This is a genomic window from Salinicola lusitanus, assembly GCF_038648475.1.
GTDB classification, from domain to species: Bacteria; Pseudomonadota; Gammaproteobacteria; order Pseudomonadales; family Halomonadaceae; genus Salinicola; species Salinicola lusitanus.
Genome location: NZ_CP151919.1, coordinates 2,411,242 through 2,436,571, shown reverse-complemented (window position 1 = coordinate 2,436,571; position 25,330 = coordinate 2,411,242). Strand labels below are relative to the sequence as shown.

Below are 25,330 nucleotides of genomic sequence, written 5' to 3'. Positions count from 1 at the left end.
AGCCGGCGATGGACTGCCCCACGCTACCTGCCACGCCATTGACCGCGCTCACACTCAACGTGCCGCCGTCGACATCGCTGTCATTGGCCAGCACGCCCTGGGCAGCGGCGACGTTGAGGGTGGCGTTCTCACCCGTGCTGCCGGTATCGGCTCGAGCAACCGGCACGTCGTTGGTGCCGGTGACGGTGATGGTCACCGTCTGCGGGGCACTGACGCCGCCATTGTTGTCGGTGGCGGTGTAGCTAAAGGTGACGTCGCGACTCTGGCCAGCGGCCAGTGCGTCGAAGTCCGCACCCGGGTTAAAGATGTAGCTGCCGTCGCTATTGAAGCTGAGGCTGCCGTTGCCCTGGCCCACGTCGGTCGCGAGCTGATAGCTCTCGACGGTGCCATCGACATCAGTGGCCGCCGGCACGCTACCTTCGAGCACCTGGTTCTCACCGGTGGTCTGGGTATCCGCCTTGGCGACCGGCAGATCGTTGGTGCCAGTGACTGTCACGGTCAGCGTCGAGGTAGCAGTGCCGCCCTGGCCATCGCTGATGGTGTAGCTGATCTGGGTGGTATCTTGCTGACCGGCGGCCAGGCGATCGAATGCCGTGCCCGGGTTGAAGCTGTAGGAACCGTCCGCGTTCAGTGTGAAGGTGCCACCGTTGGAGCCGGTGATCGCCTGACCGACGTTGGCATTGTTGCCGTTCACCGCGCTGACGCTCAGGGTGCCGCCATCGACATCGCTGTCGTTGGCTAGCACGCCCTGGGCGGCGGACACATTGAGGGTGGTGTTCTCACCGGTGCTGCCGGTATCGGCAACTGCCACCGGCGCATCATTGGTGCCGGTGACGGTGATGGTTACCGTCTGCGGGGCGCTGACGCCGCCGTTGTTGTCGATGGCGGTGTAGCTGAAGGTGACGTCGCGACTCTGGCCCGGAGCCAGGCTGTCGAAGTCCACACCCGGGTTGAAGCTGTAGCTGCCGTCGCTGTTGAAACTGAGGCTGCCATTGCCATCACCGACGTTCTGCACCAGTTGATAACTCTCGACCGTGCCATCGACGTCAGTCGCTGCCGGCACCTGAGCGTTCAGGGTGGCGTTTTCACCCGTCGTTTCGGTATCGGCCTTGGCCACCGGCACGTCATTGGTGCCGGTGACGGTGATCGTCACCGTCTGCGGCGCACTGACACCGCCATTGTTATCGGTCGCGGTGTAGCTGAAGGTGACGTCACGGCTCTCACCCGCCGGCAGGCTGTCGAAGTCCGCACCCGGGTTGAAGCTGTAGGAGCCGTCGCTGTTGAAGCTCAGCGCGCCATTACCGTCGCCAACGTTCTGCACCAGTTGGTAGCTCTCGACGGTACCGTCGACGTCGGTAGCCGCCGGCACTTGGCTAGTCAGCGTGGCGTTTTCACCCGTGGTCTGAGTATCCGCCTTGGCGACCGGCACATCGTTGGTGCCGGTAACGGTGATGGTCACCGTCTGCGGCGCACTGACGCCGCCATTGTTGTCGGTGGCGGTGTAGCTGAAGGTGACGTCACGGCTCTGGCCGGCGGCCAGGCTGTCGAAGTCGGTGCCCGGGTTGAAGGTATAGCTGCCGTCGCTATTGAAGCTGAGGCTGCCATTGCCCTGGCCCACATCGGTCGCGAGCTGATAGCTCTCGACCGTACCGTCGACATCGGTCGCTGCCGGAACATTGCCTTCGAGTACCTGATTCTCGCCCGTCGTCGGCGTGTCCGCTTTGGCCACCGGCGCATCATTGGTGCCGGTGACGGTGATGGTCACCGTCTGCGGGGCACTGACGCCGACGTTATTATCGGTGGCGGTGTAGGTAAAGGTGACGTCACGGCTCTGGCCTGCGGCCAGACCGTCGAAGTCAGTACCGGGATTGAAGCTATAGCTGCCATCGCTGTTGAAGCTCAGTGAGCCATTGCCCTGGCCCACGCCGGTCGCAAGCTGATAGCTCTCAACCGTACCGTCGACATCGGTGGCTGCCGGCACCTGAGCGTTCAGGGTGGCGTTTTCGCCGGTGGTCTGGGTATCTGCCTTGGACACCGGCACGTCGTTAGTACCGGTAACGGTGATGGTCACCGTCTGCGGTGCACTCACCCCGCCGTTGTTGTCCGTGGCGGTGTAGGTGAAGGTGACGTCGCGACTCTGGCCTGCGGCCAGACCGTCGAAGTCAGTACCGGGATTGAAGCTATAGCTGCCATCGCTGTTGAAGCTCAGTGAGCCATTGCCCTGGCCCACGCCGGTCGCAAGCTGATAGCTCTCGACCGTACCGTCGACATCGGTGGCTGCCGGCACCTGAGCGTTCAGGGTGGCGTTTTCGCCGGTGGTCTGGGTATCTGCCTTGGACACCGGCACGTCGTTAGTACCGGTCACGGTGATGGTCACCGTCTGCGGTGCACTCACCCCGCCGTTGTTGTCCGTGGCGGTGTAGGTGAAGGTGACGTTGCGGCTTTCACCCGCGGCCAGAACGTCGAAGTCGGCACCCGGGTTGAAGCTGTAGGAGCCGTCGCTGTTGAAGCTCAGCGAGCCGTTGCCCTGGCCCACATCCGTGGCGAGCTGATAGCTCTCGACGGTACCGTCGACGTCAGTCGCTGCCGGAACATTGCCTTCGAGTACCTGATTCTCGCCTGTCGTCGGCGTGTCCGCTTTGGCCACCGGCGCATCATTGGTGCCGGTCACGGTGATGGTCACCGTCTGCGGCGCGCTGACCCCGCCGTTGTTGTCTGTGGCGGTGTAGCTGAAAATGACGTTGCGGCTTTCACCCGCGGCCAGACCGTCGAAGTCGGTACCCGGGTTGAAGCTATAGCTTCCGTCGCTATTGAAGCTCAGGGAACCGTTGTTGTTACCAACACCGTTGACCAGTTGGTAGCTCTCGACGGTGCCGTCGACATCAGTGGCCGCCGGAACCTGGCTAGTCAGCGTGGCGTTCTCATCGGTGGTCTGGGTATCTGCCTTGGCCACCGGCACATCATTGGTGCCGGTGACGGTGATGGTTACCGTCTGCGGGGCGCTCACCCCACCATTATTGTCAGTGGCGGTGTAGCTGAAGGTGACGTCGCGACTCTGGCCAGCGGCCAGGCTGTCGAAGTCGGTGCCCGGGTTGAAGGTATAGCTGCCGTCGCTATTGAAGCTGAGGCTGCCATTGCCCTGGCCCACACCGGTCGCGAGCTGATAGCTCTCGACGGTGCCGTCGACGTCGGTAGCCGCCGGAACCTGGCTAGTCAGCGTGGCGTTCTCACTCGTGGCCTGGGTATCCGCCTTGGCGACCGGCACGTCGTTGGTGCCGGTCACGGTGATGGTCACCGTCTGCGGCGCACTCACCCCGCCATTGTTGTCAGTGGCGGTATAAGTGAAGGTGACGTTGCGGCTTTCACCCGCCGGCAGACTGTCGAAGTCCGTGCCCGGATTGAAAGTGTAGCTGCCATCGCTGTTGAAGCTCAGCGCGCCATTGCCCTGGCCCACATCCGTGGCGAGCTGATAGCTCTCGACGGTGCCGTCGACATCAGTGGCCGCCGGAACCTGGCTAGTCAGCGTGGCGTTTTCACCGGTGGTCTGGGTATCGGCCTTGGCCACCGGTGCGTCATTGGTGCCGATCACGGTGATGGTCACCGTCTGCGGTGCGCTGACGCCGCCGTTATTATCGGTGGCGGTGTAGGTAAAGGTGACGTTACGGCTTTCACCCGCCGGCAAACTGTCGAAGTCCGTACCCGGATTAAAGGTGTAGCTGCCGTCGCTGTTGAAGCTCAGCGCGCCATTGCCCTGGCCCACATCCGTGGCGAGCTGATAGCTCTCGACGGTGCCGTCGACATCAGTGGCCGCCGGAACCTGGCTAGTCAGCGTGGCGTTCTCACCGGTGGTCTGGGTATCTGCCTTGGCCACCGGCACATCATTGGTGCCGGTGACGGTGATGGTTACCGTCTGCAGCGCGCTCACCCCGCCATTATTATCCGTGGCGGTATAGCTGAAGGTGACGTCGCGACTCTCACCCACGGGCAGGCTGTCGAAGTCCGACCCTGGGCTGAAGGTGTAGCTGCCGTTACTGTTGAAGCTGAGGCTGCCGTTGCCTTGTCCCACGCCGGTCGCGAGCTGATAGCTCTCGACCGTGCCATCGACATCAGTCGCTGCCGGCACGCTACCCTCGAGTACCTGGTTCTCACCGGTGGTCTGGGTATCCGCCTTGGCCACCGGCAGATCGTTGGTGCCAGTGACGGTGATGGTCACCGTCTGCGGGGCGCTGACGCCACCATTGTTGTCGGTGGCGGTGTAGCTAAAGGTGACGTCGCGGCTCTGGCCAGCCGCCAGGGCGTCGAAGTCCGCACCCGGATTAAAGGTGTAGCTGCCGTCGCTATTGAAGCTGAGGTTGCCATTGCCCTGACCCACATCGGTCGCGAGCTGATAGCTCTCGACGGTGCCATCGACGTCAGTCGCTGCCGGCACGCTACCTTCGAGCACCTGGTTCTCGCCAGTGGTCTGGGTATCCGCCTTGGCGACCGGCACGTCGTTGGTGCCGGTCACGGTGATGGTCACCGTCTGCGGGGCACTCACCCCACCGTTGTTGTCAGTGGCGGTGTAGCTAAAGGTGACGTTACGGCTTTCTCCCGCAGCCAGACCGTCGAAGTCGGCGCCCGGGTTGAAGGTGTAGCTGCCGTCGCTGTTAAAGCTCAGCGAGCCGTTGCCCTGACCAACGCCGGTCGCGAGCTGGTAGCTCTCGACGGTGCCGTCGACGTCAGTCGCCGCCGGCACTTGGCTAGTCAGCGTGGCGTTCTCGCCGGTGGTCTGGGTGTCGGCCTTGGCCACCGGTACGTCGTTGGTGCCGGTGACGGTGATGGTCACCGTCTGCGGTGCGCTGACGCCGCCGTTGTTGTCGGTGGCGGTGTAGCTAAAGGTGACGTCGCGGCTCTGACCCACGGCCAGACCGTCGAAGTCGGTACCCGGGTTGAAGGTGTAACTGCCGTCGCTATTGAAGCTCAGCGCACCATTGCCCTGGCCCACGCCGGTCGCGAGCTGGTAGCTCTCGACCGTGCCATCCACATCAGTCGCTGCCGGCACCTGAGCGTTCAGGGTGGCGTTCTCACCCGTCGTTTCGGTATCGGCCTTGGCCACCGGCACGTCATTGGTGCCGGTCACGGTGATGGTTACCGTCTGCGGTGCGCTGATGCCGCCGTTGTTGTCCGTGGCGGTGTAGGTAAAGGTGACGTCGCGACTCTGGCCAGCGGCCAGTGCGTCGAAGTCCGCGCCCGGATTGAAGGTGTAGCTGCCGTCGCTATTGAAGCTCAGCGAGCCGTTGTTGTTACCAACACCATTGACCAGTTGGTAGCTCTCGACGGTGCCATCCACATCGGTCGCTGCCGGGACCTGGCCATTCAGGGTGGCGTTTTCGCCGGTGGTCTGGGTATCGGCCTTGGCGACCGGCACGTCATTGGTGCCGGTCACGGTGATGGTCACCGTCTGCGGGGCACTCACGCCGCCATTGTTGTCGGTCGCCGTATAGCTGAACGTGACATCGCGACTCTGACCAGCGGCCAGACCGTCGAAGTCGGCCCCCGGGTTGAAGCTATAGCTGCCGTCGCTATTGAAGCTCAGCGAGCCATTACCCTGGCCCACGCCGGTCGCGAGCTGATAGCTCTCGACCGTACCGTCGACATCGGTCGCTGCCGGCACTTGGCTAGTCAGCGTGGCGTTCTCGCCCGTGGTCTGGGTATCCGCCTTAGCTACCGGCAAGTCGTTGGTGCCGGTGACGGTGATCGTCACCGTCTGCGGGGCACTGACGCCGCCATTGTTGTCAGTGGCGGTGTAGCTAAAGGTGACATCGCGACTCTGGCCAGTAGCCAGACCATCAAAGTCCGTACCCGGGTTGAAGCTGTAGCTGCCGTCGCTGTTGAAGCTCAGCGAGCCGTTGCCCTGGCCGACGTCAGTCGCAAGCTGATAGCTCTCGACCGTGCCATCGACGTCGGTAGCCGCCGGAACCTGGCTAGTCAGCGTGGCATTTTCACCAGTGGTCTGAGTGTCGGCTTTGGCCACCGGTACGTCGTTGGTGCCGGTAACCGTCACGGTCAGCGTCGAGGTGGCAGTGCCGCCCTGACCATCGCTGACGGTGTAGCTGATCTGGGTCTTGTCGGTCTGCCCCGCGGCCAGGCGGTCGAACGCCGTGCCCGGATTGAAGCTGTAGCTACCGTCGGCATTGAGTGTGAAGGTGCCGCCGTTGGAGCCGGCGATCGCGGTGCCTACATTGGCATCGGTGCCGTTCACCGCGCTGACGCTCAGGGTGCCGCCGTCGACATCGCTGTCGTTGGCCAGCACACCTTGGGCGGCGGCGACGTTGAGGGCGGCGTTCTCACCCGTGCTGCCAGTATCGGCGCGAGCCACCGGCGCATCATTGGTGCCGGTGACTGTCACGGTCAGCGTGGCGGTATCGCTGCCGCCTTGGCCGTCGCTAACGGTGTAGCTGATCTGGGTCTTGTCGGTCTGCCCCGCGGCCAGGCGGTCGAACGCCGTGCCCGGATTGAAGCTGTAGCTGCCGTCGGCGTTGAGGGTGAAGGTACCGCCGTTGGAGCCGGCGATGGACTGCCCCACGCTACCTACCACGCCATTGACCGCACTCACCGTCAGTGTTCCGCCATCGACATCGCTATCGTTGGCCAGCACGCCTTGGGCAGCCTCAACGTTGAGGGTGGCGTTTTCACCGGTGCTGCCGGTATCGGCGCGAGCAACAGGCGCGTCGTTCACCGGCGTCACAAGTAGCGTGACCGTTGCCGTGTCACTGCCCCCCTGGCCATCGCTGATCGTGTACTCGAACGTGGCAGGGCCGCTGTAGTTGGCCTCCGGCGTGAAGACGATGGCCCCATCGACGAACGACACGCTGCCGTGGCTGGCATTACCGACACTCGTGACGCTCAGCGTATCGCCCTCGACGTCGGTGTCGTTGGCAAGCAGATCTCCAGGACGCAGGTAGATCGCGGTATCTTCCGCGGTCGTCAACGGGGCATCGACGACGAAGTCGCCGAGTGGCATGTACTCGCCGTCGCCGAACTTCAGCTCGGGCTGGAAGATCGCATGCTCACCTTGATCCCAGTAGACGATCTCTATGGCATGCGTACCGCCCTGCACCACCGTAAAACTGTGCTCGTTGGTCGCCGGGCTTTGATTGTGATCGACAGTGGCCACCGGTTTGCCATCGATCATCACCTGATAGCCATCGTCCGAGAGGATCTTGAACGAGTAGCTGCCTGCTTGCAGCTCGACGACACCTCGCATCCGAAGAATGGCATCGGTGCCTGTCGCCGGCGTATCGGTGCTTAAGGAGTCAGCGTCTGCCCCAAGAAACGCCTTTAGATTGGTGGGGTTGGCGAGATTGCCACTGATGTAGTTGTAGAACAGCGAGCTTGCCACGAAGGTGGCATCGGGCGTGCCTTTCTCGGCGATGAATGCCTGGGCCTGCGAGACGCTCGAGAGATTCGGACCATCGGCGTCAGCGCCCTCCTGGTAGGCGAAGTACTCGGAGTAAAGTCCGCCAAGCTTGCCATTCGTGGCGTAGCTATCGTCGTTCGCCACCGGGGCATCGTTGGTGCCGGTCACCTTGAGGGTTACCGTCTGCGGTGCACTCACCCCACCATCGTTGTCAGTCGCCGTGTAGGTGAAAGAGACGTTGCGGCTCTCGCCCGCCTTCAAGCTGTCGAAGTCCGCCCCCGGATTGAAGCTGTAGCTGCCGTCGCTGTTGAAGCTCAGCGAGCCGTTGCCCTGGCCCACGTCGGTCGCGAGCTGATAGCTCTCGACGGTGCCATCGACGTCAGTCGCTGCCGGCACACTACCTTCGAGCACCTGGTTTTCACCGGTGGTCTGGGTATCGGCCTTGGCGACCGGTACGTCGTTGGTGCCGGTAACGGTGATGGTTACCGTCTGCGGCGCACTCACCCCGCCATTGTTGTCAGTCGCCGTGTAGGTGAAAGAGACGTTGCGGCTCTCGCCCGCCTTCAAGCTGTCGAAGTCCGCCCCCGGATTGAAGCTGTAGCGGCCATCGCTGTTGAAGCTCAGCGAGCCGTTGCCCTGGCCCACATCCGTGGCGAGCTGATAGCTCTCGACCGTGCCATCCACATCGGTCGCTGCCGGAACCTGAGCGTTCAGGGCGGCGTTTTCACCGGTGGTCTGGGTATCGGCCTTGGCGACCGGCAGGTCATTGGTGCCGGTGACGGTGACCATCAGGATGGCAGTATCGATGCCGCCTTGGCCGTCGCTGACGGTATAGCTGATCTGGGTGGTGTCGGTCTGACCCGCGGCCAGGCGATCGAACGCCGTGCCCGGGTTGAAGCTGTAGGAGCCATCTGCGTTCAGCGTGAAGGTGCCGCCGTTGGAGCCGGCGATCGCGGTGCCTACATTGGCATCGGTGCCGTTCACCGCGCTGACACTCAGGGTGCCACCGTCGACATCGCTGTCGTTGGCCAGTACGCCCTGGGCTGCACCGACGGTAAGCGTGGTGTTCTCACCGGTGTTGCCGGTATCGGCGACTGCCACCGGCACATCATTGGTACCGGTGACGGTGATGGTCACCGTCTTCGGTGCGCTCACCCCGCCGTCGTTATCAGTCGCCGTATAAGTGAAGGTGACGTCACGACTCTGGCCTGCGGCCAGACCGTCGAAGTCGGTACCCGGGTTGAAGGTGTAGCTGCCGTCGCTATTGAAGCTCAGCGAGCCATTGCCCTGGCCCACATCCGTGGCGAGCTGATAGCTCTCGACGGTGCCATCCACATCGGTCGCTGCCGGCACCTGAGCGTTCAGGGTGGCGTTTTCACCCGTCGTTTCGGTATCGGCCTTGGCCACCGGCGCATCATTGGTGCCAGTGACGGTGATAGTCACCGTCTGCGGTGCACTCACCCCGCCGTTGTTGTCAGTGGCGGTATAAGTGAAGGTGACGTCGCGGCTCTGGCCAGCGGCCAGTGCGTCGAAGTCGGTACCCGGGTTGAAGGTGTAGCTGCCGTCGCTGTTGAAGCTCAGCGAGCCGTTGCCCTGGCCGACGTCAGTCGCAAGCTGATAGCTCTCGACCGTGCCATCGACGTCGGTAGCCGCCGGCACTTGGCTAGTCAGCGTGGCATTTTCACCAGTGGTCTGAGTGTCGGCTTTGGCCACCGGTACGTCGTTGGTGCCGGTGACGGTGATGGTTACCGTCTGCGGGGCGCTGACGCCGCCGTTATTATCCGTGGCGGTGTAGGTGAAGGTGACGTCGCGACTCTGGCCAGCGGCCAGTGCGTCGAAGTCGGTAAGCGGGTTGAAGCTGTAGCTGCCGTCGCTATTGAAGCTGAGGCTGCCGTTGCCCTGGCCCACATCGGTCGCAAGCTGATAGCTCTCGACGGTGCCATCGACATCGGTGGCCGCCGGCACGCTACCTTCGAGCACTTGGTTCTCACCGGTGGTCTGGGTATCCGCCTTGGCCACCGGCACGTCATTGGTGCCGGTGACGGTGATCGTCACCGTCTGCGGCGCACTCACCCCGCCATTATTGTCCGTGGCGGTATAGGTGAAGGTAACGTTGCGGCTTTCACCCGCCGGCAGACTGTCGAAGTCTGTGCCCGGATTGAAGCTGTAGCTGCCGTCGCTATTGAAGCTCAGCGAGCCATTGCCCTGGCCCACATCCGTGGCGAGCTGATAGCTCTCGACGGTGCCATCGACATCGGTGGCCGCCGGCACGCTACCTTCGAGCACTTGGTTCTCACCGGTGGTCTGGGTATCGGCCTTGGCTACCGGCATGTCATTGGTGCCGGTAACGATGACCGTCAGGATGGCAGTATCGCTGCCGCCCTGGCTGTCGCTGACGGTATAGCTGATCTGAGTGGTGTCCTGCTGACCCGCGGCCAGGCGATCGAACGCCGTGCCCGGGTTGAAGCTGTAGCTGCCATCTGCGTTCAGCGTGAAGGTGCCGCCGTTGGAGCCGGCGATCGCGGTGCCTACATTGGCATCGGTGCCGTTCACCGCGCTGACACTCAGGGTGCCACCGTCGACATCGCTGTCGTTGGCCAGTACGCCTTGGGCAGCACCGACATTGAGGGTGGCGTTTTCACCCGTGCTGCCGGTATCGGCGACTGCCACCGGCACATCATTGGTGCCGGTCACCGTGACGTTCAGTGTCGAGGTGGCGGTGCCGCCTTGACCGTCGCTGACGGTATAGCTGACTTGGGTGGTGTCCTGCTGCCCTGCAGCCAGACGGTCGAACGCCGTGCCTGGGTTAAAGCTGTAGCTGCCATCCGCGTTCAGCGTGAAGGTGCCACCGTTGGAGCCGGCAATGGACTGCCCCACGCTACCTGCCACGCCATTGACCGCACTGACGCTCAACGTGCCGCCGTCGACATCGCTGTCATTGGCCAGCACGCCCTGGGCCGCACCGACGGTGAGCGTGGTGTTCTCACCGGTACTGCCGGTATCGGCAACCGCTACCGGGGCATCATTGGTGCCGGTCACCGTCACGGTCAGTGTCGAGGTAGACGTGCCACCCTGACCGTCGCTGACGGTGTAGCTGATCTGGGTCTTGTCGGTCTGCCCCGCGGCCAGGCGATCGAACGCGGAGCCCGGGTTGAAGCTGTAGGAGCCATCCGCGTTGAGGGTGAAGGTACCGCCGTTGGAGCCGGCAATCGACTGCCCCACGCTACCTGCCACGCCATTGACCGCACTGACGCTCAGGGTACCGCCATCGACATCGCTGTCGTTGGCCAGCACACCTTGAGCGGCGGCGACGTTGAGGGTGGCGTTCTCACCGGTGCTGCCGGTATCGGCGCGGGCCACCGGCACATCGTTAGTACCGGTCACCGTCACGGTCAGTGTCGAGGTGGCGGTGCCACCCTGACCGTCGCTGACGGTGTAGCTGATCTGCGTCTTGTCGGTCTGCCCCGCGGCCAGGCGATCGAACGCCGTGCCCGGGTTGAAGCTGTAGCTGCCATCGGCGTTCAACGTGAAGGTGCCGCCGTTGGAGCCGGCGATGGCCTGACCGACGTTGGCATCGTTGCCGTTCACCGCGCTGACGCTCAGGGTGCCGCCGTCGACATCGCTGTCGTTGGCCAGCACGCCCTGAGAGGCGGCGACGTTGAGGGTGGCGTTCTCACCGGTGCTGTCGATATCGGCGCGGGCTACCGGCGCATCGTTGGTACCGGTCACCGTCACGGTCAGTGTCGAGGTAGCGGTGCCGCCCTGGCCGTCGCTGACGGTGTAGCTGATCTGGGTCTTGTCGGTCTGCCCTGCGGCCAGGCGATCGAATGCCGTACCCGGATTGAAGCTGTAGGAGCCATTCGCGTTCAGCGTGAAGGTACCGCCGTTGGAACCGGCGATGGCCTGACCGACGTTGGCGTCGTTGCCATTGACCGCGCTGACGCTCAGCGTGCCGCCATCGACGTCGCTATCATTGGCCAGCACACCTTGAGCGGCGGCGACGTTGAGCGTCGCGTTCTCACCCGTGCTGCCGGTGTCGGCTACAGCTACAGGCGCATCGTTGGTGCCGGTGACGGTGATGGTTACCGTCTGCGGCGCACTGACACCGCCGTTGTTGTCGGTGGCGGTATAGGTGAAGGTGACATCACGACTCTGGCCAGCGGCCAGACCGTCGAAGTCCGCACCCGGATTGAAGGTGTAGGAACCGTCGCTATTGAAGCTCAGCGAGCCGTTGTTGTTACCAACACCGTTGACCAGTTGGTAGCTCTCGACGGTGCCGTCGACGTCGGTAGCCGCCGGAACCTGGCTAGTCAGCGTGGCGTTCTCACCGGTGGTCTGGGTATCCGCCTTGGCCACCGGCGCGTCGTTGGTGCCGGTCACCGTGATAGTGACCGTCTGCGGTGCACTCACCCCGCCATTATTATCCGTGGCGATATAGGTGAAGGTGACGTCGCGACTCTGGCCAGCGGCCAGTGCGTCGAAGTCCGCACCCGGGTTGAAGGTGTAGCTGCCGTCGCTGTTAAAGTTCAGCGAGCCGTTGCCCTGGCCCAAATCCGTGGCGAGCTGATAGCTCTCGACCGTGCCGTCGACGTCGGTAGCCGCCGGAACCTGGCTAGTCAGCGTGGCGTTCTCACCCGTGGCCTGGGTATCCGCTTTGGCCACCGGCGCATCGTTGGTGCCGGTGACGGTGATGGTTACCGTCTGCGGGGCGCTGACGCCGCCGTTATTATCGGTCGCGGTGTAAGTGAAGGTGACGTCACGACTCTGGCCAGCAGCCAAACCGTCGAAATCCGTGCCCGGGTTGAAGGTGTAGGAACCGTCGCTATTGAAGCTCAGCGAGCCATTGCCCTGACCCACGCCGGTCGCGAGCTGATAGCTCTCGACCGTGCCATCCACATCGGTCGCTGCCGGAACATTGCCTTCGAGTACCTGATTCTCGCCCGTCGTCGGCGTGTCCGCTTTGGCCACCGGCACATCGTTGGTCCCGGTGACTGTCACGGTGAGCGTCGAGGTGGCGGTGCCGCCCTGGCCGTCACTGACGGTGTAGCTGATCTGCGTCTTGTCGGTCTGCCCTGCAGCCAGGCGGTCGAACGCTGTGCCCGGGTTGAAACTATAGGAACCATCCGCGTTCAGCGTGAAGGTGCCTCCGTTGGAGCCGGCAATCGACTGCCCCACGCCGCCCGCTAGACCATTCACCGCACTGACGCTCAGCGTGCCGCCGTCGACATCGCTGTCGTTGGCCAGCACGCCTTGCGCGGCGGCCACGTTGAGGGTGGCGTTCTCACCGGTGCTGCCGGTATCGGCGCGGACCATCGGGGCATCGTTGGTGCCGGTGACTGTCACGGTGAGCGTCGAGGTGGCAGTGCCGCCCTGACCATCGCTGACGGTGTAGCTGATCTGCGTCTTGTCAGTCTGCCCAGCAGCCAGGCGATCGAACGCCGTGCCCGGGTTAAAGCTGTAGCTGCCATCGGCGTTGAGGGTGAAGGTACCGCCGTTGGAGCCGGTGATCGCCTGCCCCACGCTGCCTGCCACACCGTTCACCGCACTGACGCTCAACGTGCCGCCGTCGACATCGCTGTCGTTGGCCAGCACGCCCTGAGCTGCTGCCACGTTGAGGGTGGCGTTCTCACCGGTGCTGCCGGTATCGGCGCGAGCAATCGGCACGTCGTTGGTGCCGGTGACGGTGATGGTTACCGTCTGCGGGGCGCTGACGCCGCCGTTGTTGTCGGTGGCGGTATAACTGAAAGTGACGTCACGACTCTGGCCAGCGGCCAAGCCGTCGAAGTCCGTGCCCGGATTAAAGCTGTAGCTGCCGTCGCTATTGAAGCTCAGCGACCCATTACCCTGGCCAACGCCGGTCGCAAGCTGATAGCTCTCGACGGTGCCATCCACATCGGTAGCCGCCGGAACCTGGCTAGTCAGCGTGGCATTCTCACCCGTCGTTTCGGTATCGGCCTTGGCCACCGGCGCATCGTTGGTGCCTGTGACGGTGATGGTTACCGTCTGCGGGGCGCTGACGCCGCCGTTATTGTCGGTGGCGGTGTAGCTGAAGGTCACATCACGGCTCTGGCCAGCGGCCAGTGCGTCGAAGTCGGTACCCGGGTTGAAGGTGTAGCTGCCGTCGCTATTGAAGCTGAGGCTGCCGTTGCCCTGGCCCACGCCGGTCGCGAGCTGATAGCTCTCGACCGTGCCATCCACATCGATGGCTGACGGCACGCTACCTTCGAGCACCTGGTTCTCACCGGTGGTCTGGGTATCCGCCTTGGCCACCGGCAGGTCATTGGTGCCGGTGACGGTGATGGTTACCGTCTGCGGGGCGCTGACGCCGCCGTTATTATCGGTGGCGGTGTAAGTGAAGGTGACGTCACGGCTCTGGCCCGCGGCCAGACCATCGAAGCCGGCACCCGGGTTGAAGGTGTAGCTGCCGTCGCTATTGAAGCTGAGGCTACCGTTGCCCTGACCCACGCCAGTCGCGAGCTGATAGCTCTCGACGGTGCCGTCGACATCGGTGGCTGCCGGAACCTGGCTGGTCAGGACGGTATTTTCCTCCGTCGTGGCCGTGGCCGCCTGAGCGACCGGTACGTCGTTAGTACCAGTGACAGTGATCGTCACCGTCTGCGGTGTACTCACCCCACCGTTGTTGTCGGTGGCGGTATAAGTGAAGGTGACGTCGCGGCTCTGGCCGGCGGCCAGACCGTCGAAGTCGGCACCCGGGTTGAAGGTGTAGCTGCCGTCGCTATTGAAGCTCAGCGAGCCATTACCCTGACCCAAGCCGGTCGCGAGCTGATAGCTCTCGACGGTGCCGTCGACATCGGTCGCTGCCGGCACGCTACCTTCGAGTACCTGGTTCTCACCGGTGGTCTGGGTGTCGGCCTTGGCGACCGGTGCGTCATTGGTGCCGGTGACGGTGATGGTCACCGTTTGCGGGGCACTCACGCCGCCATTGTTGTCGGTCGCGGTGTAGCTAAAGGTGACGTCACGACTCTGGCCCGCAGCCAGACCATCGAAGTCGGCACCCGGGGTGAAGGTGTAGGTGCCATCGCTATTGAAGCTCAGTGCACCATTGCCATCACCGACGTTCTGCACCAGTTGATAGCTTTCGACCGTGCCATCCACATCGGTGGCTGCCGGTACCTGGCTGGTCAGGACGGTATTTTCCTCCGTCGTGGCCGTGGCCGCCTGAGCGACCGGCACATCGTTGGTGCCAGTGACGGTGATAGTGACCGTCTGCGGTGCGCTCACGCCGCCGTTATTATCGGTGGCGGTGTAGGTAAAGGTGACATCGCGACTCTGGCCCGCGGCCAGACCGTCGAAGTCCGCACCCGGGTTGAAACTATAGCTGCCGTCGCTATTGAAGCTGAGGCTGCCGTTGCCCTGGCCCACGCCGGTCGCAAGCTGATAGCTCTCGACGGTGCCATCGACGTCAGTCGCTGCCGGTACCTGGCTGGTCAGGACGGTATTTTCCTCCGTCGTGGCCGTGGCCGCCTGAGCTACCGGCGCGTCGTTGGTGCCGGTAACCGTAATCGTCACCGTCTGCGGGGCGCTGACGCCGCCGTTATTATCGGTCGCGGTGTAAGTGAAGGTGACGTCGCGGCTCTGGCCGGCGGCCAGACCATCGAAGTCCGCACCCGGGTTAAAGGTGTAGCTGCCGTCGCTATTGAAGCTGAGGCTGCCATTGCCCTGGCCCACCCCGGTCGCGAGCTGATAGCTCTCGACCGTGCCATCGACATCAGTCGCTGCCGGAACATTGCCTTCGAGTACCTGATTCTCACCGGTGGTCTGGGTGTCGGCCTTGGCCACCGGCAGATCGTTGGTGCCGGTGACGGTGATGGTTACCGTCTGCGGGGCACTGACGCCGCCATTGTTGTCCGTGGCGGTGTAGGTAAAGGTGACGTCACGACTCTGACCAGCAGCCAGTGCGTCGAAGTCGGCCCCCGGGGTGAAGGTGTAGCTACCGTCGCTATTGAAGCTCAGCGCGCCATTACCATCACCGACGTTCTGCACCAGTTGATAACTCTCGACCGTGCCATCGACATCGGTCGCCGCCGGCACCTGAGCGTTCAGGGCGGCGTTTTCACCAGTGGTCTGCGTATCCGCTTTGGCCACCGGCGCATCGTTGGTGCCGGTGACGGTGATGGTTACCGTCTGCGGGGCGCTGACGCCGCCGTTATTATCGGTCGCGGTGTAAGTGAAGGTGACGTCACGACTCTGGCCAGCAGCCAAACCGTCGAAATCCGTGCCCGGGCTGAAGGTGTAGGAACCGTCGCTATTGAAGCTCAGCGAGCCATTGCCCTGACCCACGCCGGTCGCGAGCTGATAGCTCTCGACCGTGCCATCCACATCGGTCGCTGCCGGAACATTGCCTTCGAGTACCTGATTCTCGCCCGTCGTCGGCGTGTCCGCTTTGGCCACCGGCACATCGTTGGTCCCGGTGACTGTCACGGTGAGCGTCGAGGTGGCGGTGCCACCCTGACCGTCGCTGACGGTGTAGCTGATCTGGGTGGTGTCCTGCTGACCCGCGGCCAGACGATCGAACGCCGTGCCTGGGTTGAAGCTGTAGCTGCCATCGGCGTTGAGGGTAAAAGTACCGCCGTTGGAGCCAGCGACCGACTGCCCCACGCTACCTGCCACGCCATTGACTGCACTGACGCTCAACGTGCCGCCATCGACATCGCTGTCGTTGGCCAGCACGCCCTGGGCGGCGGCGACGTTGAGCGTCGCGTTCTCACCAGTGCTGCCGGTGTCGGCGCGAGCAACCGGCGCATCGTTGGTGCCGGTGACGGTGATGGTTACCGTCTGCGGCGCACTGACGCCGCCATTGTTGTCGGTCGCGGTGTAGCTAAAGGTGACGTCCCGACTCTGGCCAGCGGCCAGGCCGTCGAAGTCGGCGCCCGGGTTGAAGGTGTAGCTGCCGTCGCTATTGAAGCTCAGTGAACCGTTGTTGTTACCAACACCGTTGACCAGTTGGTAGCTCTCGACGGTGCCATCCACATCGGTGGCTGCCGGCACGCTACCTTCGAGCACCTGGTTCTCACCGGTGGTCTGGGTGTCGGCCTTGGCGACCGGCGCATCATTGGTACCGGTGACGGTGATGGTCACCGTCTGCGGGGCACTGACGCCGCCATTATTATCGGTGGCGGTATAGCTGAAGGTGACGTCGCGCCTCTGACCAGCAGCCAGACTGTCGAAGTCCGTGCCCGGATTGAAGCTGTAGCTGCCGTCGCTATTGAAGCTCAGCGAGCCGTTGCCCTGGCCCACGCCGTTCTCGAGCTGATAACTCTCGACCGTGCCATCGACATCGGTCGCCGCCGGCACCTGAGCGTTCAGAGTGGCGTTTTCACCGGTGGTCTGGGTATCGGCCTTGGCGACCGGCAGATCGTTGGTGCCAGTGACGGTGATGGTCACCGTCTGCGGTGTGCTCACCCCACCGTCGTTGTCGGTCGCGGTGTAGCTGAAGATGACGTCGCGGCTCTGGCCGACGGCCAGACCGTCGAAGTCGGCACCTGGGTTGAAGGTGTAGCTGCCGTCGCTATTGAAGCTGAGGCTGCCATTGCCCTGACCCAAATCCGTGGCGAGCTGATAGCTCTCGACGGTGCCATCCACATCGGTGGCCGCCGGAACCTGGCTAGTCAGCGTGGCGTTCTCACCCGTGGCCTGGGTATCCGCTTTGGCCACCGGCGCATCGTTGGTGCCGGTGACGGTGATGGTCACCGTCTGCGGTGCACTCACCCCGCCATTATTATCCGTAGCGGTGTAGCTGAAGGTGACATCACGGCTTTCACCCGCCGGCAGACTGTCGAAGTCCGTGCCCGGGTTGAAGGTGTAGCTGCCGTCGCTATTGAAGCTCAGCGCGCCATTGCCATCACCGACGTTCTGCACCAGTTGATAACTCTCGACCGTGCCATCCACATCGATGGCCGACGGCACGCTACCTTCGAGCACCTGGTTCTCGCCAGTGGTCTGGGTATCGGCCTTGGCTACCGGCACGTCATTGGTGCCGGTAACGGTGACCGTCAGGATGGCAGTATCGCTGCCGCCCTGGCTGTCGCTGACGGTATAGCTGATCTGAGTGGTGTCCTGCTGACCCGCGGCCAGACGATCAAATGCCGTGCCCGGGTTGAAGCTGTAGGAGCCATCGGCGTTCAACGTGAAGGTGCCGCCGTTGGAGCCGGCAGTCGACTGCCCCACGCCGCCCGCTAGACCATTCACCGCACTGACGCTCAGCGTACCGCCGTCGACATCGCTGTCGTTGGCCAGCACGCCCTGGGCGGCGGCGACGTTGAGGGTAGCGTTCTCACCGGTGCTGCCGGTATCGGCAACCGCGACCGGCGCATCGTTGGTGCCAGTGACGGTGATGGTCACCGTCTGCGGGGCGCTGACACCGCCGTTGTTGTCGGTGGCGGTGTAGGTAAAGGTGACGTTGCGACTCTGGCCAGCGGCCAAGCCGTCGAAGTCCGACCCCGGATTGAAGGTGTAGCTGCCGTCGCTATTGAAGCTCAGCGAGCCGTTGCCCTGGCCCACGTCAGTCGCAAGCTGATAGCTCTCGACGGTGCCATCCACATCAGTCGCCGCCGAGACCTGAGCGTTCAGGGTGGCGTTTTCACCAGTGGTCTGGGTATCGGCCTTGGCCACCGGCAGATCGTTGGTGCCGGTGACGGTGATGGTCACCGTCTGCGGGGCACTGACGCCGCCGTTGTTGTCGGTGGCGGTGTAGGTAAAGGTGACGTCGCGACTCTGGCCCGCGGCCAGACCGTCGAAGTCCGCACCCAGGTTGAAGGTGTAGCTGCCGTCGCTATTGAAGCTCAGTGAACCGTTGTTGTTACCAACACCGTTGACCAGTTGGTAGCTCTCGACGGTGCCATCCACATCGGTAGCCGCCGGCACCTGAGCGTTCAGGGCGGCGTTTTCACCAGTGGTCTGGGTATCGGCCTTGGCCACCGGGGCATCATTGGTGCCAGTGACGGTGATGGTCACCGTCTGCGGGGCGCTGACACCGCCGTTGTTGTCGGTGGCGGTGTAGGTAAAGGTGACGTTGCGACTCTGGCCAGCGGCCAAGCCGTCGAAGTCCGCACCCGGGTTGAAGGTGTAGCTGCCGTCGCTATTGAAGCTCAGTGCACCATTGCCATCACCGACGTTCTGCACCAGTTGATAGCTTTCCACCGTGCCATCGACATCGGTCGCTGCCGGCACCTGAGCGTTCAGGGCGGCGTTTTCACCAGTGGTCTGGGTATCGGCCCTGGCCACCGGCGCGTCGTTGGTGCCAGTCACCGTGATAGTGACCGTCTGCGGTTCACTGACACCGCCATTATTATCCGTGGCGGTGTAGCTGAAGGTGACGTTGCGGCTCTCGCCCGCGGCCAGACCGTCGAAGTCAGTACCTGGGTTGAAGCTATAGCTGCCGTCGCTATTGAAGCTCAGCGAGCCATTGCCCTGGCCGACGTCAGTCGCGAGCTGATAGCTCTCGACGGTGCCATCCACATCGGTAGCCGCCGGCACCTGAGCGTTCAGGGCGGCGTTCTCACCGGTGGTCTGGGTATCCGCCTTGGCCACCGGCAGATCGTTGGTGCCGGTGACGGTGATGGTCACCGTCTGCGGGGCACTGACGCCGCCGTTATTATCGGTGGCGGTGTAGCTGAAGGTGACGTTACGGCTTTCACCCGCGGCCAGACCGTCGAAGTCCGTGCCCGGATTAAAGCTGTAGCTGCCGTCGCTATTGAAGCTCAGCGACCCATTACCCTGGCCAACGCCGGTCGCAAGCTGATAGCTCTCGACGGTGCCATCGACATCGGTCGCCGCCGGAACCTGGCTGGTCAGGACGGTATTTTCCTCCGTCGTGGCCGTGGCCGCCTGAGCTACCGGCGCGTCGTTGGTGCCGGTAACCGTAATCGTCACCGTCTGCGGCGCACTCACCCCGCCGTTGTTGTCGGTGGCGGTGTAGCTGAAGGTGACGTTACGGCGTTCACCCGCGGCCAGACCATCGAAGTCCGCACCCGGGTTGAAGGTGTAAGAGCCATCGCTGTTGAAGCTGAGGCTGCCATTGCCATCACCGACGTTCTGCACCAGTTGATAACTCTCGACCGTGCCATCGACGTCAGTCGCCGCTGGCACGCTACCTTCGAGCACCTGGTTCTCGCCAGTGGTCTGAGTATCCGCCTTGGCCACCGGCACGTCATTGGTGCCGGTGACGGTGATCGTCACCGTCTGCGGGGCACTGACGCCGCCATTGTTGTCAGTGGCGGTGTAGCTAAAGGTGACATCGCGACTCTGGCCAGTAGCCAGACCATCAAAGTCCGTGCCCGGGTTGAAGGTGTAGCTGCCATCGCTGTTGAACCTCAGCGAGCCGTTGCCCTGGCCCACATCCGTGGCGAGCTGATAGCTCTCGACGGTGCCATCGACGTCAGTTGCCGGCGGGACACTGCCTTCGAATACCTGGTTCTCGCCCGTCGTCTGGGTATCGGCCTTGGCCACCGGCACATCGTTGGTGCCGGTGACTGTCACGGTGAGCGTCGAGGTGGCGGTGCCGCCCTGACCATCGCTGACGGTGTAACTGATCTGGGTGGTGTCCTGCTGACCCGCGGCCAGGCGATCGAACGCCGTGCCTGGGTTGAAGCTGTAGCTACCGTCGGCATTGAGGGTGAAGGTACCGCCGTTGGAGCCGGCGATCGACTGCCCCACGCTACCTGCCAAGCCGTTGACCGCACTGACGCTCAGCGTCCCGCCATCGACATCGCTGTCGTTGGCCAGCACGCCTTGCGCGGCGGCCACGTTGAGAGTGGCGTTCTCACCCGCGCTGCCGGTATCGGCGCGGGCCACCGGGGCATCGTTGGTGCCGGTGACAGTAATGGTCACCGTCTGCGGCGCACTGACACCGCCGTTGTTGTCGGTCGCGGTGTAGCTAAAGGTGACGTCACGGCTCTGGCCAGCGGCCAGTGCGTCGAAGTCGGCACCCGGGTTGAAGGTGTAGCTGCCGTCGCTGTTGAAGCTCAGCGAGCCGTTGCCCTGGCCAACGTCAGTCGCGAGCTGATAGCTCTCGACGGTGCCGTCGACGTCGGTCGCTGCCGGTACATTGCCTTCGAGTACCTGGTTCTCACCGGTGGCCTGGGTGTCCGCCTTGGCCACCGGCAGATCGTTGGTGCCGGTGACGGTGATGGTTACCGTCTGCGGGGCGCTGACGCCGCCATTGTTGTCGGTGGCGGTGTAGCTGAAGGTGACGTCACGGTTCTGGCCTGCGGCCAGACCGTCGAAGTCGGCGCCCGGGTTGAAGGTGTAGCTGCCGTCGCTGTTGAAGCTCAGCGAGCCGTTGCCCTGGCCGACGTCAGTCGCGAGCTGATAGCTCTCGACCGTGCCATCCACATCGGTCGCTGCCGGAACATTGCCTTCGAGTACCTGATTCTCACCCGTCGTCGGCGTGTCCGCTTTGGCCACCGGCACATCGTTGGTGCCGGTGACTGTCACGGTGAGCGTCGAGGTGGCGGTGCCGCCCTGGCCGTCACTGACGGTGTAGCTGATCTGCGTCTTGTCGGTCTGACCCGCGGCCAGGCGATCGAACGCCGTACCTGGGTTGAAGCTATAGGAACCATCCGCGTTCAGCGTGAAGGTGCCACCGTTGGAGCCGGCGATCGACTGCCCCACGCTACCTGCCACGCCATTGACCGCACTGACGCTCAGCGTGCCGCCATCGACATCGCTGTCGTTGGCCAGTACGCCCTGGGCGGCGGCGACGTTGAGGGTGGCGTTCTCACCCGTGCTGTCGGTGTCGGCGCGAGCAACCGGCGCATCGTTGGTGCCGGTGACTGTCACGGTCAGCGTCGAGGTAGAAGTGCCACCCTGACCGTCGCTGACGGTGTAGCTGATCTGTGTCTTGTCGGTCTGACCCGCGGCCAGACGATCGAACGCCGTGCCCGGATTGAAGCTGTAGCTGCCATCCGCGTTCAGCGTGAAGGTGCCACCGTTGGAGCCGGCGATGGCCTGACCGACGTTGACATCGTTGCCATTGACCGCGCTGACGCTCAGCGTGCCGCCGTCGACATCGCTGTCGTTGGCCAGTACGCCCTGAGCTGCTGCCACGTTGAGGGTGGCGTTCTCACCCGTGCTGCCGGTATCGGCGCGAGCAACCGGCGCGTCGTTGGTGCCGGTCACTGTCACGGTGAGCGTCGAGGTGGCAGTGCCGCCTTGGCCGTCGCTGACGGTGTAGCTGATCTGGGTGGTATCGGTCTGGCCCGCGGCCAGGCGATCGAACGCCGTGCCCGGATTGAAGCTATAGGAACCATCCGCGTTTAGCGTGAAGGTGCCACCGTTGGAGCCGGCGATGGCCGTGCCCACGCTGCCTGCCACGCCATTAACCGCACTGACGCTCAGCGTACCGCCGTCGACATCGCTGTCGTTGGCCAGTACGCCTTGGGCGGCGGCGACGTTGAGGGTGGCATTTTCACCGGTGCTGCCGGTATCGGCGCGGACCATCGGGGCATCGTTGGTGCCGGTGACTGTCACGGTGAGCGTCGAGGTGGCAGTGCCGCCCTGACCATCGCTGACGGTGTAGCTGATCTGGGTCTTGTCGGTCTGACCCGCGGCCAGGCGATCGAACGCCGTACCTGGGTTGAAGCTATAGGAACCATCCGCGTTCAGCGTGAAGGTGCCACCGTTGGAGCCGGCGATAGACTGCCCCACGCTACCTGCCACGCCATTGACCGCACTGACGCTCAGGGTGCCGCCATCGACATCGCTGTCGTTGGCCAGCACGCCCTGGGCGGCGGCGACGTTGAGGGTGGCGTTCTCACCCGTGCTGCCGGTGTCGGCGCGAGCAACCGGCGCATCGTTGGTGCCGGTGACAGTGATGGTCACCGTCTGCGGTGCGCTCACCCCACCGTTATTGTCCGTGGCGGTGTAGCTGAAGGTGACGTCACGGCTCTGACCGGCGGCCAGACCGTCGAAGGCGGTACCCGGGTTGAAGGTGTAGCTGCCGTCGCTATTGAAGCTCAGCGAGCCATTGCCCTGACCCACGCCGTTCGCGAGCTGATAGCTCTCGACGGTGCCATCCACATCGGTGGCCGCCGGGACAGTGCCTTCGAATACTTGGTTTTCACTGGTGGTCTGGATATCGGCCTTGGCCACCGGCAGATCGTTGGTGCCTGTGACTGTCACGGTGAGCGTCGAGGTGGCAGTGCCGCCCTGGCCGTCACTGACGGTGTAGCTGATCTGAGTCCTGTCAGTCTGACCCGCGGCCAGACGATCGAACGCCGTACCTGGGTTGAAGCTATAGGAACCATCCGCGTTCAGCGTGAAGGTGCCACCGTTGGAGCCGGCGATAGACTGCCCCACGCTACCTGCCACGCCATTGACTGCACTGACGCTCAACGTGCCGCCATCGACATCACTGTCGTTGGTCAGCACACCCTGGGCGGCATTAACGGTAAGAGTGGCGTTCTCACCCGTGCTGCCGGTATCGGCGCGGGCCACTGGGGCGTCGTTGGTGCCGATGATGTTGATAGTGATGGTCTGACTCGCAGAGCCATCAGCCGATTTCACCGTAAAGGTTTCGGTCCTAACCTGGCCTTCACCAAGGTATTGAACCTTGCTGTTATCGACATTGAAGGTCCAACGGCCATCAGCTGTGATGGAAAGCGAGCCCAGCGAGGAAGTCACGCCGTCAGTTGCGCCACTGGCGCCCGTGAAGATCGCGCTACCCGGATTGAAACTCGACTGCCCGGTATCGACGTCTGCCACCGAGAGCAAGCCTGTCGTCGCGAGTTTTCCACCGCTAACGCCACTATCTTCCACGACGCTGCCAACAGCGGGACCGCTGATGATAGCCACATCGTTCGTACCGACGATCGTCACCGTCAATGTGGCCACTGAAACATTGCCGTGGCCATCACTGACGGTGTAACTGATCTGGGAAGTGGTTTTTTCGCCCGCTGCGAGTGAGTCGTAGGTATCTCCCGGCAGGAATCGATAACTGCCGTCGGATTGCACGATGAACGTTCCGCCGTTGGAACCGGCGACAGATCTCCCAACGCCCTCCGCGTTGCCATCGATGGCAACGACATGCAGCGTCGACCTGTCGCTACCCAGGTCAGAATCGTCGGCTAGAACACCGTGTGCCGCATCGATGTTCAGCGCCTGCTCCTGCTGGGTCGAGCCAGTATCGGCAATCGCAGTTGGCGGCGTGGTGTCGACACCATAAGCGTGGGTGGTCGTGGCGGTGCCGGTATTACCGGCCCCGTCGGTGTGGCTGACCGTGGCATTGATCCGATCGGTGCCGGCGTTGGCCAGCACCGCCCCCGGGACAGAGAGGCTGAAGATGCCGTTGGCACCCACTGTCGTGGTATAGGTCTGGCCGCCTATCTCGATCGTCACCGTGTCGCCGCTAACCGCATCGCCGCCGGCCCTGCCGCTCAGAGTGACATTCTGCCGCGCCTCGGCGGCATTGATCACGTCGTCGCTGGCAACGGCGTTCAGGCTGATCGTGACCACTGGCGCAGTGGTATCGACGGCATAGCTGCCGGCAGTATTGGCGGTGCCGGTGTTGCCGGCAGCATCGGTGTGGCTGACCACGGCCTGGATCGAACCGTTCTGGGCCAGTTGACTGCCGGGCACAGTGATGCTGAACGTGCCGTCGGCCTTGACGCTACCGCTGTAGGTCTGGTTGCCCACGGTCAGCGTCACGCGGTCGCCGACGGCGTAATCGCCGCTGACCTTGCCGGTCACCGGAATCGGTTGGCCGGCTTCGGCGGCATTGACGACATTGTCGCCAGCGATGGTGTCCAGGATGATACCGAGCGTCGGTGGCACGGTGTCGACGCCATAGGCGTGCGTCGTGGTGGCAATGCCAGTGTTGCCGGCCGCGTCGGTGTGGCTGATCACCGCCGTCACCGTCGCGCCTGCCGCAGCCGCCAGGAGCCCGCCCGGCACGACGACGCTGAAGGTCAAATCGTCGGCGACAGACACCTGGTACTGCTGGCCACCGATCGCGATCGTGACGGTATCGCCCGCAACGGCATCGCCGCCAGCGCGTCCCGTCAAGGTAATGGACTCCCCGGACTCGGCAGCGTTGATCACGTCATCGCCGGCGATGGTGTCCAACTGCACGGTCGGCGCAGGCGCATCGAGGTCGACACTGTAGGGCCGGGTCGAGGTCGCGGTGACCACGCTACCGTCACCGACATGCGTCAACGTCGCTGTAGCCGAGGGGAATTGCGCCAACACGCTGCCCGGAACGACGACCGCAAAGCTGAGATCCTCGTTCAGCACCGTGCTATAGGCAATGCCACCGATGGTGATCGTCACCTGGTCGCCAGCAACGGCATCGCCACCGCCTTTGCCGCTGAGCGTGATGTTCTGCTCCGACTCCGCGCGATTGACGATGTCATCGATGGCGATGGCATCGAGGCTGACACTGACGACCGGGGGCAACGTGCCGCCGCCGCCCGCCGCGCCATCGCCCGTCGTTGTGTTGGCCTCGGGGTTGAAGCTGGCAGGCGTCACCGTTACCCGTTCGGGGTCAGCCTGCGTTGCCGCATAACGATAGGTGCTGGACGCTTCACGTCCGGTCCGGGCGATATCGAAAGGCGCGGAGTAACCACCGCCGCCTGCAATCGTTCCGCCGCCTTCTCCGGCACCGGCCGCCGGGGCTTCCTGAATGGCCGTAGGGTCCTGCCCTGAAGCGATGGCCGCTTGAAGTGCCGCTACCTCTGGATCCGCCGCGGCCGGATCCGCCACAGCGACCGTGGCGATGCCTTCGATGATCTGTAGAGTCAACGGCTGCCCTGCGCTCAATGGCAGCACGGTACCGTCGGCAAGGATGAGTCGGCCGCCATCCGGGGAGAAGAGGGTGGCGCCTTCCGGAACCGCCATCCCCTGCACCAGGGGCTTTTGGGGGTCCATCAAAAAGACATTGCCATCGACTCGAACGATAACGACGAGAGCAGCCAT

The 25,330-nt window shown here is 63.6% G+C and carries 1 protein-coding gene (cut by a window edge); it reads right to left on the bottom strand.

Features of this window, described 5'->3' with window-relative positions:
• Positions 1-25,330, bottom strand: the 5' portion of a protein-coding gene (locus AAGT95_RS11050) for an Ig-like domain-containing protein (protein WP_342593812.1). The gene continues 5,288 nt to the left of window position 1, outside the view; the window shows 25,330 of its 30,618 coding nt (coding positions 1-25,330); the start codon lies at positions 25,328-25,330; its stop codon lies beyond the left edge, outside the window.